The following is a 13,912-nucleotide window of genomic DNA, read 5'->3' as shown; positions in this document are numbered from 1 at the left end:
TCACAGTTCTTTGCGGATATCGACGATGCGCAGGATGCCCGCGACCATCAAGAGAACGAGGACCAGAAGAACCACCGCATTGGCAGCGGCAGCCGGATATTGCAGCAGCGACATCTGGTTCTTCATCATCAGCGCCACCGACGCGCTCTGGCCCCCGGACATGACCTGCACGGTGGAAAAATCGGCCATGACCAACGTCACCACGAAGATCGTGCCGATCGCCATGCCGGGTTTGGCCAGCGGAATGATGACGTTGGTCAGGATCTGAAAGGACGAGGCACCGGCATCACGCGCCGCTTCGACCAGCGATTTATCAATGCGCATCAGCGTGTTGAAGATCGGCGTCACCATGAACAGCGTGTAGAGATGCACCATGGCAAGCACCACGGCAAAGTCAGAATAAAGCAGCCACTGGATCGGCTCCGGCACGATGCCGGCACTGACAAGCGCGCTGTTGATCAACCCGTTTCTCCCGAGAACCGGGATCCACGAAATCATCCTGATGATGTTGGATGTCAGAAACGGCACGGTGCAGACCAGAAACAGCACCATCTGCATCGCCGAGGTGCGAATGTGGAAGGCGAGAAAATAGGCGACCCAGAATCCGACGAACAGCGTGATCGCCCAGACGATCGCCGCAAATTTCAGCGTGTTGAGATAGGTCTTCCAGGTGACCCAGGATCCGAGCGTCTCCACATAGTTCATGGTCAGAAAGTCGGGATACATCTGGGCGAAATCGTAATCCCAGAAACTGACGATCACGATCATCAGGATCGGAAGCGCCAGGAAAAACCCAAGGATCAGCGTCAGCGGCGTCGCCTGCAGATAGGAGACGAGGCCGAGCGGGATGCGGATCTGCCGCTTCGGCTTCGGTTCGCCAACACCTAGGAATCGCACTGCCACCATCACCAAAAGGCTCCTGTCGTTTCGAAAAAGAGCGGTCCGGAAAGGTGCCCCTCATCCGGCTGCCGCCACCTTCTCCCCGCGGGCGGGGAGAAGGGATCTGTGGCAAGGTTGGTGCCCCACCCTCATCCCTGTGCTCGTCACAGGGATCCAGCAACCGCGCGTCTGCGCGGTTAGAGACCCTTTTCAGCCCAAGGACTTGGGCTGGCTGGATTCCTGTGACGAGCACAGGAATGAGGGAAGGAAGATGTCGATCAAGCCGCGATGAACTCGTTCCAGCGGCGAACCATGTAGCGGTCCTCGTCCATTACCGAGTTCCAGCAGGCGACATGGCCCATGCGCTCCTCGAAGGAACCGCCATCGCGCACCGCACCGGCCTTTTCCATGACCTTGCCATCGGGCGCGACGATATCGCCCTGGGCTGCCTTGCCTTCGATCCAGTAGCCCCACTCGTCGGCCGACATGTGTTCCTTGGCCGTGTCCATGGCAGCCGAGTAGTAACCCTGGCGGTTGAGGTAGGCACCGACCCAACCGGATGTGTACCAGTTGATATATTCATAGACCGCATCGAGCTTGGCGCCGGAAAGATGCGCGGCAAGACCGAGACCGCCGCCCCACGAGCGATAGCCTTCCTTGAGCGGTTGATATTTGCAGGCGATGCCCTTGGAGCGGACGGCGGCAACGGCTGGCGACCACATCGACTGGATGATGACTTCGCCCGACGACATCAGGTTGACGCTTTCGTCGAACGACTTCCAGAAGGCGCGGAACTGGCCCGCCTGCTTGGCCTTGATCAGGAAATCGATGGTCGCATCGATCTCGGCCTTTGTCATGTTGCCCTTGTCGGCATACTTGATGTTGCCCATGGCTTCCATGATCATCGCGGCATCCATGATGCCGATCGACGGAATGTTCAGGATCGACGTCTTGCCCTTGAACTTCGGGTCCATGATATCGGCCCAGGTCGTGATCTCGCGTCCGACCAGATCCGGACGAATGCCGAGCGTATCGGCATTGTAGATCGTCGGCATCATGGTGAACCACTGGGTCTCTTCCTTGGCGAACTTCTTGTCGCCCGCCTTTTCGACGAAGCCGACCGTATGCGGCGCCGTGCCCTGGGCGATCACGCTGTCCGGCTTCAGCTTGCCGTTCTTGAACAGCGGCACGACCTTGTCGTAATATTTCAGCTTCTTCACATCCATCGGCTGGATGACGCCGGCCGGATAGACCTTCTTGAGGATCCAGTATTCGATGTCGGCAATGTCGTAGGAGTTCGGCTGCGTGACGGCGCGCTGGGCAGCGGCATCGGAGTCGGTAGCGGTCATTTCGAGCGTGATGCCGAGATCCGCCTTGCACTTTTCGGCAATCGCATTGAGGTTCGAAACGCCGGTACCGAACTGGCGGATCGTGATCGGGTTCTGCGCCCAGATGGTCGGGAAGCCGGTAATGGCGCCCGAACCGGCGGCAAGGCCGGCAGCGGCAGATGCGGTCTTCAGCAGCGAGCGGCGCGAAAGTCCCTTTGCGGTCTTTTGAATTTCAGTCATTCCCATGTTCTCCTCTAGTTGATTATTGTGAGTGGGATCAGTGCTTGAGGCGCCCGAGGACAATCGCGTCCTCCCGGCCCCAGCATAGGGGGATCGCCTCTCCGACCTTGACCGGATTGGCGAAGAAATCGGTGTCGGAGAGGATCGCGGTAAAATCCTCGATGCCGGCGCCGTTGACCGACAGCTTCACCGAGGAACCGCGATATTCGATATTGGTGATCGAGCCGGTAAAACCGAGGCCCGTTTCGGACGGCTGGCCGATCCGGACGTGATCGGTACGGATGGCGATATCGGCCTGATCGGTCAGGTCGCCATTGTCGCCGACGGCCAGAAAATCGGCACCGGCCGGCACCGACAGCATCAGTTCCTGGCCCGCGCTTTTGGTGACGCGACCGGAAATGACGTTGTGGTCGCCCATGAACTTAGCGACGAAGGCTGTCGCCGGCTTTTCGAACACGACGCGCGGATGAGCCGCCTGCTCGATGCGGCCGTCATTCATGATGACGATGATGTCGGCAAGCGCCATCGCCTCTTCCTGGCTGTGCGTCACATGCACGAAGGTGATGCCGAGCGAGGTCTGCAGCTTCTTCAGCTCCGCCCGCATGCGGATCTTCAAGAACGGATCGAGCGCCGAAAGTGGCTCATCAAGCAGCAGCGCTTCCGGATCGGTAATCAGCGCACGCGCCAGCGCCACGCGCTGTTGTTGACCGCCGGAAAGCTGGGCCGGACGGCGTGTCGCATAGCCTTCCATCTGCATCAGCCGCAGCAGGTCCATAGCCTTGGCGCGGCGGACATCCTTGTCGACGCCCTTCATCTTGAGGGAAAAGGCGACGTTATCGACCAGATCGAGATGCGGAAACAGCGCGTAGGACTGGAACATCATTGCCGTGCCGCGTTTGGCGGGCGGAAGATCCGTGACCACCGTGTTGCCAAGCCGCACGTCGCCCGACGTGATGCTCTCGTGGCCGGCGATCATTCTCAGCGTCGACGTCTTGCCGCAGCCGGACGGGCCGAGCAGGCAGCAATAGGTGCCGGCCGGGATCTTGAGACTGATCGCATGGACCGCCGTCGTCGTCCCATAGGTCTTGGTGACGGAGGCGATATCGATTTCGGCGGCCTTGCTCATGCGGTGCTCCCTGCTTGCCAAACGAGATGCATCCGCCGTGCCAGTTCCGATAACCCTTTGACCGCACTGGAACATCGGTTTGCGCTGATAAAACCGTTTGAGTGCAATGCGCAAAAATCATGCGATCGATACCGATCCAGTGCGCAAATCGTATGCAATCCTTGCCGTGGATCGAAGACATCCGTTCTGGCAATCTCCATTTGTCTGGAGTAATGGAGATTAACGGGATGTGGTGATGAGTATCAGCGAGCAGATCATTCTCAGCGAGACGACGCCGGAAGACCGGTCTATGGCGATACGCGAAGCGCTGCGCAACGCGATCATCGACCGTCGCCTGGCGCCGGGAACCAAGCTTTCGGAAGCCGAAGTCGGCTCGCTTTTCGACGTCAGCCGCACCGTTGCCCGCGCCGCACTGCAGATGCTGACCTTCGAAGGCCTGGTGAAAACAGAGCGCAACCGCGGCGCCTTCGTCTCCAATCCGTCTCCCGACGAAGCGCGGCAGATCTTCGCGTCGCGCCGGCTGATCGAGCCCGGCATCGTCGCGGCGGCACTCGAACGTATCACGCTTGAGGACATCGAGCAGTTCCGGCGCCAACTTCAGGAAGAAGAGCGCTACATGACCGAGCGCGGTCCGGCTGCACGACGCGCCGAGATCAAGGCTTCGGGAGATTTCCACCTGATGCTGGCTTCGGTCGCCGGAAATTCCATTCTGCAGCGCTTCATGGACGAATTGATAGCCCGCTCTTCACTGGTGATCGCGCTTTACGGACGTTCCGGCGTGTCGAGCTGCGGCCACAGCGAGCACTTCGCCATCCTCGACGCCCTCAAGGACGGCAATGGCGAACGGGCAGCAGCTCTGATGCTGCACCATATCGATCATATCGAAGCCGATCTCGACCTGCAGGAAAAGCAGGGCCTCGGCTTGAAAGACGCCCTCGCGATCGGCTGATCGATCAGTATCTGTACACTTACCCAGGTTCTATATTGCAGTGCGAAAGCGCGTTGACTCTGTTTCCGAAGCTCTGTCTATTTGCTTCCATGCTTGGCCGGTTCACGCCGCCGAGCCAATAAACGGGAACAGCAATCGGCACGCGTTGCCGATAACGTGGAGACATCACCAATGCTGAAGAGACACCTGCTGAAGGCCGCCGTCGGCGCCGCGCTTCTCGTAACCACGGCGTTTTCCGCCCATGCCGCAGATGACGCGCTTGCCCGCATCAAGGCGGCCGGCGTCATGAAGGTCGGCACGGAAACTGCCTTCGCTCCTTTCGACTTTATCGATGCCGGAACGCATACGGGCCTCAACGTCGATTTCTTCGCAGAACTCGGCAAGGATCTCGGCGTCAAGATCGAATGGGTCGAGCTTCCCTGGGATGGCGTCTTCCCGGCGCTGGAAGCCGGCAAGTTCGATTTCGTCGCGGGCCCTGCCACCATCACCAAGGCACGCCTGGAACGCTTCAAGATGACCGCGCCGATTGCAGAGGCAACCGTCGCCATCCTGAAGAAAGCCGGCGATACATCGATCACCAAGCCTGAAGACATTGCCGGCAAGGCCGTCGGCGCCGGCAAGGCGACCGCGCAGCTCGCTCAGCTGCAGCAATATTCCGAGACGCTGCCGACCAAGGTGACTGCCCGCGAATACGTTTCCTTCAACGACGCCTATGCGGATCTGGCGGCCGGCCGTATCGTCGCCGTCGCAAATTCGCTGCCGAACATTGCCTTCGTCGCAAAGCAGCGCGCCGGCGTCTTTGAAGTGGTGACACCCGCCTTCGGCAAGAAGGCCTATTTCGGCTTCATCGGCAAGAAGGACGCCGACAGCGCGAGCCTCGTCGAATACGTCAATTCCGAAGTCATCAAGATGAAGAAGGACGGACGCCTAGCCAAACTGCAGGAAAAGTGGTTCGGCACGACGTTCGACACGCCGGACGAAGTGAAAGAACCTGCGTTCTAAGACACCTTGCGAACGGGCAGGATAGGACAGCTCCTGTCCTGCCCGCTTCAATCCACTGCTCCATCCGCCCGCCGCATTCCCCGGGCGAGACGTGACGACAGATGACGTTCAAACTATTCACGCTTCTCCTGCAGGCGGCGGTGTCGACCATCGGCATCAGCCTGGTCTCGATTGCGATCGGATTCGTCATCGCGATCCTGCTTTCGGCCGCGACCCTGTCCGGCAAGACGATCTACTCGGCTCCTGCAAGACTGTTCGTCAGCTTCTTCCGCGGCGTGCCGCTGCTTGTCCAGCTGCTGTTGATCTACACGCTGCTGCCGGCGATCGGTCTCAATGTGCCAAGCATCGTCGCGGCGATTATCGGCTTGTCGCTCTGCACCGCGGCCTATCAGGCGGAAAACCTGCGCGGCGGCTTCTCCAGCGTGCCGAAAGGGTTGATCGAGGCAGCTGAGGTGACGGGCTTCAATCCGCTTCAGATCTTTGCGCGGATCCAGGTCCCAATCGCTCTTCGGTTGACCCTCCCGACGCTGGTCAACGAATCGATCATGATCCTCAAGGCATCGTCGCTTGTGTCTGTCGTGGGGATCATCGAGCTGACAAAGATGGCACAGGATCTGGCCTCCAGCACCTACCAGCCGATCCCAATCTTCCTCAGTGCCGGACTGGTCTATTTCGTGATCTGCTCGACGATCGCGCTTCTCGGTCGCTACGCGGAAAGATCCATGGCGAGGACTTCCGCATGATGTTCAATCCTCAGGTCATCATCGAAAAGCTGCCCGAACTCGGCAGCGGGCTGTTCGTCACGCTTCTGCTCTGGATCGCCGGCATTGCCGGTGGCGTCGTCATCGGCTTTCTCGTGGCAACCGCCCGCCGCTTCGGTGGGTTCGCGACCAACGCCGTCCTCGGCTCCGTTGTCGAAGTGCTGCGCGGCACGCCCTTCCTGATCCAGATCTTTCTTCTCTATTACGGCGGTCCGTTCGTCGGCCTGATGCTGGATCCGATCCCCTGCGGCCTGATCGGTTTGACGGTCTACAGCGCCGCCTATTACAGCGAGATTTTCCGAGCCGGTTTTGCCGCCGTGCCAACCGGCCATGTTGAGGCTGCCGGCTGCCTTGGCATGACGCGCCTGCAGACGATCCGCCGCATCCAGATCCCGGAAATGGCGCTGATCGTGCTGCCGCCGGCATTCAATCTCTCGGTCATCCTGCTGAAGGAATCCGCCGTCCTGTCGATCATCACCGTGCCGGAACTGACGGCCACCGTCAGCGCCATCGGCTCGCAGCAATATGCCTATCTCGAGGCAATCTTCATCCTTGCTGTCGTCTACTGGGCACTTGTCGAGCTGACCGACCGGCTTGGCCGCGCCGCCGAATACCGGCTTTCCCGTTTGAGGTTTTCGAAAGCATGACCCTACCCGCCATCACCATCCGCAACTTGGTCAAGCGGTTTGGAGAGACGACCGTTCTGCAGGATATCAATCTCGAAATACCCGAGGGCAAGGTTTCCTGCCTGATCGGCCCTTCCGGCTCCGGCAAGAGCACGCTTTTGCGATGCCTGGCGTTTCTGGAGGAATCAACCAGCGGCATGATCACCATCAACGGCGAGGCGCTGGGCTTTTTCGAAAAGCCCGATGGCAAGCGCGAACGCCTGTCCGCCGCGCAGATCCGCGCTGTGCGCGCGCAAACCGGCATGGTCTTCCAGCAGTTCAATCTCTGGCCGCACATGACGGCGCTCGGCAATGTCAGCGAAGCCCTGAGGATCGTCCGGAAGCTGTCGAAAGCCGATGCCGAGGAAAAGGCCATGGCACAGCTGCGCAAGGTCGGCCTGGAAAACCGCGCCGGTCATTACCCGTCGCAATTGTCCGGCGGTCAGCAGCAGCGCGTCGCCATCGCACGGGCCCTGGCACTCGAGCCGAAAATCATGCTGTTCGACGAGGCGACATCGGCGCTTGACCCGGAGCTGACGGGCGAAGTGCTGAAAGTGATGCGGGATCTGGCCGAGGAGGGAATGACCATGGTCGTCGTGACCCACGAAATCGGCTTTGCCGCGACCGTCGGCCAGCAAATCTCGTTTCTCGACCATGGCAAGCTGCTGTTTTCCGGCCCACCCTCGGAAGTCTTTGCCAAACCGCGCCATCCGCGTCTCGACCAGTTCCTCGATACCTATCTCGACCGCGGCGCCAGCATGCTGATCTGACGCGTCGTCAGAACCGCCGGGTCGGGCGGTCAAGCACGGTGCGGCCCATCAGGCTGGCGGTGAGGTCCACCAGAAGCGTGGCGGTACGGCCCCGTTCATCGAGGAACGGGTTGAGCTCGACCAGATCGAGGCTGGTGACGAGACCGCTGTCATGCAGCATTTCCATCACCAAATGCGCCTCGCGGAATGTCGCACCACCCGGCACCGTGGTGCCGACGGCGGGAGCGGCCGACGGATCGAGGAAATCCACGTCGAGGCTGACATGCAGCAGACCGCCGGCAGCCTCGACCTTTTCGATGAAGGAGCGCAGCACGGCGCCCACGCCGTGTTCGTCGATCGCGCGCATGTCATGCACGGTGATGTCACTCTTGTTGATCGCGGAGCGCTCCTGCGGATCGACGCTGCGGATGCCGATCATGCAGACATTGGCCGGATCGACCGGATGCGACAGCGGCGGGAAATACCCTTCAAAGCCCGGTTGGCCCGTGAAATAGGCAACGGGAACGCCGTGCAGATTGCCGCTGCCGGTCGTTTCCAGCGTGTGGAAATCCGTGTGGGCATCGACCCAGAGAACAAAAAGCGGGCGCTGCTTTTCCGACGCGGTGCGTGCCAGACCCGCAACAATTCCGGCCGACATCGCATGATCGCCGCCGAGAAAGATCGGCATGCCCTCGGCACTTTCGCGGTGGGCGATCTTCGTCAGCAGTTCGACCCAGGCGACGATCTGAGGAAGGCGGCGAACCGCCGTGTTGGGATGGGTGATATCAGAGACCGCCGGCAGTGCCAGATTGCCGAGATCGCTGACCTCATGGCCGAGATCGGCGAGCGCGCCGGCAAGCCCTGCCGTGCGCAACGCACTCGGTCCCATCTCGCAACCGAGCTGGGATGCTCCATCCTGAAGGGGAACGCCGATGAGTTTGCAATGCATGCTGTTTTTCCGTCGCTGACCGAATCTTGGGGCTCAAGACCTACCATGGAACACGGCCGATAGGCAGCAGCCACCCTCATCCGTAAGAAAATAGGGGGGAGGAAGGAGCGGGTAAGGGGTATCCCGCTCCCTCCGATGTCAGAGTGCTGCGCGCTTGTCGTGGCGGGCAAGGCGTGCAAGCAGATAGTCCACCTCTGACTTGGCGGCCGGCGTCAGCATCTGGGCGGGCTTGCGCTGCGCATCGGACGCAATCACGCCGCGGCGCTTGAGCACGTGCTTGCGCACGGCAAGACCGATTCCGAGCTGCTGCTCATAGCGGATCAGCGGAAGATGCGCGTCGAACAGGTCATGCGCCTCGTCGCGCTTGCCGGCAGCAAAGAGGTCAACCAGCTCGGTCAGCATATCCGGGAAGCCATAACCTGTCATTGCGCCGTCAGCACCACGCTCCGGCTCGAAATCGAGGAACATGCCGCCATTGCCGCAGAGAATCGAGAACGGCCGCAATTCGCCGGCCTTCTGCATGGCGCGCAGCTTCGAAATCTTTTCAAGACCCGGCCAGTCCTCATGCTTCAGCATCAGGCAGGAGGGGTGGTTGGTGATGATCTTGGCGACCACACTGGTCGCGATCACCGTGTTGAGCGTCAGCGGATAGTCCTGCAGCACCCACGGCACATCTTCGCCGACCGCTTCCACGGCACCTGCAAAATAATTGATGGTCTGGTCGTCGGTCTTGGCACCCTGCCCCGGCGCGATCATCACGCCTGCGGCACCCATGTCCATGGAGGAGCGGGCGAGCGACCGCATGGCTGCGAAACCCGGCGCCGACACGCCGACGATGATCGGCACCTTGGCACGGGAAACCACGCGCTTGATGATCGCGCGGCTTTCATCCGCCTCCAGCTTCGGCGCCTCTCCCATGATGCCGAGAATGGTAATGCCGGTGCAGCCGCTCTCCTCATAGAAATCGGTCAGCCGATCGACGGAATCGAAATCGATCGAACCATCCTCATGAAACGGTGTCGCGGCAATGGCGTAAACGCCCTTGGTTTCGGCATTGAATGTCATGAAATCTCCTCTCAATATCGAACGAGCTGCAGGGTAATTCGCTCCAGGACCTCCGGTAATAGCAAAGGCCTGTCCGACTCCGGCTGTTCGACCGGTATCATGATGTGGACGAAGAACACCATGCCCGCCGTCCCGATCGGCGGAGTTACGGTTTCAAGCCGCCCTCCGTCACCGATCTCGAAGCGGATCAGACCCGCTTCCCGCCTTGGGCAACGAGGCGTCCACCCTTGAAGACACGCCTGTTGCCGGGGAAAGCAACGACCGCTTCTGGAATATTGGCAGCCGAAAGCGTCACGAAATCGGCTTTCGCGCCAATCTCGATACCATAGGACTCGATCCGCAGCGCCTTGGCGCTTTCAGACGTGACGATATCGAACACTGCCTTCAGGTCCTCGTCGGTATAGAAGCCCGAGCGATAGCCGATGATTTCCGCCCGGTGCAGCATGTCGCCATCGCCATAGGGCCACCAGCTGTCGCGAATATTGTCGCTGCCGCTGAACACGGTGACGCCTTCTCGCCGCAACAGGGCAACCGGTGGGAAATTGTGGTTGCCCGGCGCATTGGTCATGATCGAAACGCCGCTTTTCGCAATCGTTGCGGCAATTTTGCGCGCCGCGTCAGCGCCGAGATCCCCAAGCCCATAGGCATGGCTGATCGCGACATGGCCCTGCATGCCCAGCGCCACCGTGCGGGCGCAAATCTCCTCGATGGTGAACGCACCCATGCTGCCCGCATCGTGGAGATGAATGTCGATATCGACACCATGCTTTTCGGCGACGCCGAAGACAACGTCGAGATGGCCGTTGACGTCCCGGTCGAAGCTGGCCGGATCGAGCCCGCCGACCAGATCGGCACCAAGCCCGATGGCTTCGTCCAGCAAGTCCGGCGTTCCGGGGCTCTTGAGGATGCCGCTCTGGGGAAAGGCCACCAGCTGGATATCGATCACATCCTTGTAGTCTTCGCGGACTGCCAAAATGGTTTCGAGCGACTTCAGCCCGACCGAACCATCGACCATCACGTGGCTGCGCATGGAAAGCGTCCCATTGGCAATGCAAAGATCGAGCTGGTCGCGGGCGCGCTTGTCCATCGGAGCAGCGGCCGCCATGTTTTCTGCCTGGAAGGCGACCCGCTCATGCACATCGAAACCGTTGGTGCAGGGCCGATGCGGCATCCATTTATCGCCGTAGAAGCTCGTATCCAAATGGATGTGCCCTTCGACAAAACCCGGAACCAGCAACTCGCCGCCGATGTCGATGACCTCGGCAGAAGGAGTAACCGAGCCTGCTGCTTCAATCGCAGATATCCGGCCCGACTCGACGTGAATATCGCGCAGAATGCCGTCCGCCAGCCTGGCATTGGTGAAAACCGTCGTGCTTTTGGTCATGGGCTTCCTCAAATTCTAGCATCGTTTACAGCGTCGGGTCGGGGGCAACCCCCTGGTTTATACGGCTTATTGCCCGCTATCCGACCAATATCCGATCAAGATAACGGAGTTAGGTGTCGCGGCAGGCTTGCTCGCCAGAGATATCAATGCTTAAGATACTTTGCGTAGTCGGTGGCAAGAAAATTTGGCGTTGATACGGGCCGGGCATCACGGTGTTCATGGTGCTGGGGTTGATAGTGAAGCGGTGGCGCTATAGTTTGCCCATCGCAATTTCGCGGATTACATAGGAAACAGGTTTCTCATGGCGACAGGTACGGTTAAATTCTTCAACGACGACAAGGGCTTCGGCTTCATCACGCCTGAGAATGGCGGCCAGGACGTGTTCGTTCACGTTTCTGCTCTGCAGCGCGGCGGCTCGCTTCGCGAAGGTGACAAGGTCAGCTTCGAAGTCGGACAGGATCGCAAGACCGGTAAATCGAAGGCTGAAAACGTCTCGGTTCTCTAAGCGACGATAAAAAGCGCCTAGCCTGCTTTAGGGTGGGCTAGGCACATTCTGCGGGCTAATCCATCGGTTGTGCCGCCAAATATGGCTGGAAACCGAACCAGGTCTCACCGGTTCATTCGGCTGAGATCCAGTGCACGGTTGCGAATGATCGCCTCCATCGCGAAAAAGCCCGTCACCGTCGCGAGATCGAAATTCGTGATGAGCTTCTGATAAAATGCGTCATACCCGGATATTCCGCGGGTCACGACCTTGATCAGATAATCCCAATCTCCCCCGATCCTGTAAAAGTCGATCACCTCCGGCAGGCGATCGACATGCCTGCGAAAATCGTCAGCCCATTCCTTGGAATGGTGGCGTGTGCGAATCATCACAATGACCGTCAGATCGAAGCCCAGCAGGTCGAGATCGATCTCGGATCGGGCATTGCCGATGATCCCGCTTGCCTGCAGACGCTGCAGCCTGCGCCAGCATGCATTTTGCGAAAGTCCGACATGCTCTGCCAAATCACGCTGCGACAAGGCCGAGTTGCGTTGCAGGCTCGTGAGGATCCGTAGATCGATTTCATCGAAATTCAGGTCTTTCTCGATCATGTGACACAGTTCCTGGCAAAATCAGCGCGAATACGGTGAAGAATTCAGACCCTGCTTCAGTTTATAATCGCAGTCAACTCGTCAAGGAGATCGACAATGCGCCAGCTGGCTGACTGCATGCCACGAACCGAACCCGAAACTGCTCTTCAGGGATTTCGTCGCAGTCTGGCTGTCGCCGATCCGATTGCAGCACTGACCTCGGGAATGATTGGCGCATCCGCCAAGGTGGACGGGCCATACGGCCTGAAGGATCTCATCTATGCCGATTATGTGGCGTCAGGACGGGCGCTCCGGCAGGTGGAAACCTTCGTTCTTGAAGAGGTCCTGCCTTACTATGCCAACAGCCATACGGAAGCGTCCTTTTGCGGAGCGATGATGACCCGCATGCGCCGTGAAGCGCGTGCCACTATCGCCGAATGCTGTGGCGCCGACAGCCGCCATGCGGTGATCTTTGCCGGATCCGGTGCAACGGCCGGCATCAACCGCCTGGTCAAGTTGCTCGGCGTCGAGGATGCGGTCACTACCGGCAAACCCGCCCGCGTCATCATCGGCCCCTACGAGCATCATTCGAACATCCTCCCCTGGCGGGAAAGCGGCGCTGAGATCATCGAAATTCAGGAAGGTTGCGATGGAGGCCCTGACCTCATTCTCCTGGAAAAGGCTCTTGAGGACAGCAGGGACGTTCTGACGATCTGCTCGTTTTCGGCCGCATCGAACATCACCGGTATCCTGACGGATATCGAAGCGGTCACCCGGCTCGCAAAATCGGCAGGCGCAAAGATCCTCTGGGATTTCGCCGGCGCAGGTCCCTATATCCCAATCACGATGACACCGGCTGAAGGCGCCGAGATCGACGCCATCGTCGTATCGCCCCATAAATTCCTCGGTGGCCCCGGTGCCTCCGGTATCCTCGTGGTCAGACGCGATGCAGTCGTCACTACAAAACCCTCTTGGCCAGGCGGCGGCACCGTCAAATTCGTCTCCCCGACGGGCCACGATTACAGCGACAATATCGAAGCGCGCGAAGAAGCCGGAACCCCCAACGTCATCGGCGATATCCGCGCTGCACTCGCCTTCTTGGTCAAGCACGCGATCGGCCTCGAGAGAATTGCGAGCCTGAACGAGGATTTCACCGCGCGCGCACTCGAGGGTTGGCAGGGCATTCCCCAGATCGAGCTGTTGGGCTCGATGAGCATGTCGAGACTGCCGATCTTTTCGTTTCGCATCAGGGATGGAAAGGGTGGCTATGTGCATCAGCAGCTGATCACCCGCATGCTTTCCGATCGCTTCGGTATACAGGCACGCGGCGGCTGCGCCTGCGCCGGCCCCTATGTCCACCGCCTCCTGTCGATCGATGACGAGCATTCGGAGCGGATCAGGCAATCGATCCGGAACGGCAACGAAATCGAGAAACCGGGTTTCACCCGGCTCAATCTGAGCGTTCTCCATTCCGAGGAAAAAGTCAGGTTCATCCTTGAAGCGGTGATCCAACTCGCCCGGGATGCCCCTTCGCATACGGCGTCATACATGGTCGATCGCAGCCGGGCGATATTCTCGCCCCTCGCTCAACCGTTGGAGGCGACGGCATAGGCTTTTGCCAAACGCCTCCCGTTTGGCGTGCCCACCCGGCGACCTTGCGGGTACGACCCCCGTGATATAGCGCGACCTACCGGCGGAGGATGACGCTTTCGTGCTCATGTTGATCAGGCGCTGGTCATGA

Annotated in this window: 14 protein-coding genes; 7 read left to right on the top strand and 7 right to left on the bottom strand. The window is 59.8% G+C overall.

The features are described from left to right. The 3 genes from ASF70_RS17250 to ASF70_RS17240 all read right to left on the bottom strand — a co-directional run bounded on the left by ASF70_RS17250 (position 1) and on the right by ASF70_RS17240 (position 3,573). Positions 1-906 carry an ABC transporter permease gene (locus tag ASF70_RS17250; RefSeq protein ID WP_062581513.1) on the bottom strand — a complete coding sequence of 302 codons (906 nt, stop codon included), beginning with the start codon at positions 904-906 and terminating at the stop codon, positions 1-3. A gap of 251 nt (positions 907-1,157) precedes the next feature. Beyond that, on the bottom strand, positions 1,158-2,447 hold the full coding sequence (locus tag ASF70_RS17245; RefSeq protein WP_062581511.1) for a PotD/PotF family extracellular solute-binding protein: 1,290 nt from the start codon (positions 2,445-2,447) through the stop codon (positions 1,158-1,160). A gap of 37 nt (positions 2,448-2,484) precedes the next feature. After that, positions 2,485-3,573, bottom strand: coding sequence for an ABC transporter ATP-binding protein (locus ASF70_RS17240; RefSeq protein WP_062581509.1), 1,089 nt, complete (start codon positions 3,571-3,573; stop codon positions 2,485-2,487). A 235-nt stretch (positions 3,574-3,808) separates the two neighbouring features. Here ASF70_RS17240 and ASF70_RS17235 point away from each other — a divergent pair, with 235 nt between their 5' ends. The 5 genes from ASF70_RS17235 to ASF70_RS17215 all read left to right on the top strand — a co-directional run bounded on the left by ASF70_RS17235 (position 3,809) and on the right by ASF70_RS17215 (position 7,720). Next, positions 3,809-4,522 carry a GntR family transcriptional regulator gene (locus ASF70_RS17235; protein WP_062581507.1) on the top strand — a complete coding sequence of 238 codons (714 nt, stop codon included), beginning with the start codon at positions 3,809-3,811 and terminating at the stop codon, positions 4,520-4,522. A 171-nt stretch (positions 4,523-4,693) separates the two neighbouring features. Beyond that, positions 4,694-5,524 carry a transporter substrate-binding domain-containing protein gene (locus ASF70_RS17230; protein ID WP_062581505.1) on the top strand — a complete coding sequence of 277 codons (831 nt, stop codon included), beginning with the start codon at positions 4,694-4,696 and terminating at the stop codon, positions 5,522-5,524. Positions 5,525-5,625: 101 nt separating this feature from the next. Further along, on the top strand, positions 5,626-6,267 hold the full coding sequence (locus ASF70_RS17225) for an amino acid ABC transporter permease (protein WP_062462075.1): 642 nt from the start codon (positions 5,626-5,628) through the stop codon (positions 6,265-6,267). Continuing rightward, positions 6,264-6,932: an amino acid ABC transporter permease gene (locus tag ASF70_RS17220; protein WP_062581503.1), complete on the top strand. Its 669-nt coding sequence runs from the start codon at positions 6,264-6,266 to the stop codon at positions 6,930-6,932. Before ASF70_RS17225 ends, ASF70_RS17220 begins: the two co-directional genes overlap by 4 nt. Then, the gene (locus ASF70_RS17215; RefSeq protein WP_062581501.1) at positions 6,929-7,720 is read left to right on the top strand and encodes an amino acid ABC transporter ATP-binding protein; all 792 of its coding nucleotides are present in this window, start codon (positions 6,929-6,931) and stop codon (positions 7,718-7,720) included. The genes ASF70_RS17220 and ASF70_RS17215 overlap by 4 nt, the downstream gene beginning before the upstream one ends. 7 nt (positions 7,721-7,727) lie before the next feature. Here the strand turns inward: ASF70_RS17215 and rocF are convergent, their stop codons facing one another. The 3 genes from rocF to ASF70_RS17200 all read right to left on the bottom strand — a co-directional run bounded on the left by rocF (position 7,728) and on the right by ASF70_RS17200 (position 11,097). Then, on the bottom strand, positions 7,728-8,648 hold the full coding sequence (rocF, locus tag ASF70_RS17210; RefSeq protein ID WP_062581499.1) for an arginase: 921 nt from the start codon (positions 8,646-8,648) through the stop codon (positions 7,728-7,730). 138 nt (positions 8,649-8,786) lie between these two features. Beyond that, complete coding sequence (locus ASF70_RS17205; protein WP_062581497.1) at positions 8,787-9,713, bottom strand: dihydrodipicolinate synthase family protein; 927 nt, start codon at positions 9,711-9,713, stop codon at positions 8,787-8,789. Positions 9,714-9,900: 187 nt separating this feature from the next. Next, positions 9,901-11,097 carry an amidohydrolase family protein gene (locus ASF70_RS17200; protein WP_062581495.1) on the bottom strand — a complete coding sequence of 399 codons (1,197 nt, stop codon included), beginning with the start codon at positions 11,095-11,097 and terminating at the stop codon, positions 9,901-9,903. A 301-nt stretch (positions 11,098-11,398) separates the two neighbouring features. On the opposite strand from ASF70_RS17200, the gene ASF70_RS17195 reads away from it, so the two are divergent. Continuing rightward, complete coding sequence (locus ASF70_RS17195; RefSeq protein ID WP_012760580.1) at positions 11,399-11,602, top strand: cold-shock protein; 204 nt, start codon at positions 11,399-11,401, stop codon at positions 11,600-11,602. Between the two features lie 104 nt (positions 11,603-11,706). On the opposite strand, the gene ASF70_RS17190 is transcribed toward ASF70_RS17195, so the two are convergent. Next, the gene (locus tag ASF70_RS17190) at positions 11,707-12,192 is read right to left on the bottom strand and encodes an Lrp/AsnC family transcriptional regulator (protein WP_062462056.1); all 486 of its coding nucleotides are present in this window, start codon (positions 12,190-12,192) and stop codon (positions 11,707-11,709) included. Positions 12,193-12,288: 96 nt separating this feature from the next. On the opposite strand from ASF70_RS17190, the gene ASF70_RS17185 reads away from it, so the two are divergent. Then, positions 12,289-13,782: an aminotransferase class V-fold PLP-dependent enzyme gene (locus ASF70_RS17185; RefSeq protein WP_156461873.1), complete on the top strand. Its 1,494-nt coding sequence runs from the start codon at positions 12,289-12,291 to the stop codon at positions 13,780-13,782. The last annotated feature ends 130 nt before the right edge of the window (positions 13,783-13,912 follow it).

Source organism: Rhizobium sp. Leaf321 (genome assembly GCF_001423215.1).
Taxonomy (GTDB): domain Bacteria; phylum Pseudomonadota; class Alphaproteobacteria; order Rhizobiales; family Rhizobiaceae; genus Neorhizobium; species Neorhizobium soli.
Note: the sequence above shows the minus strand (reverse complement) of the source record. Positions and strands in the feature narration are given on the sequence as shown.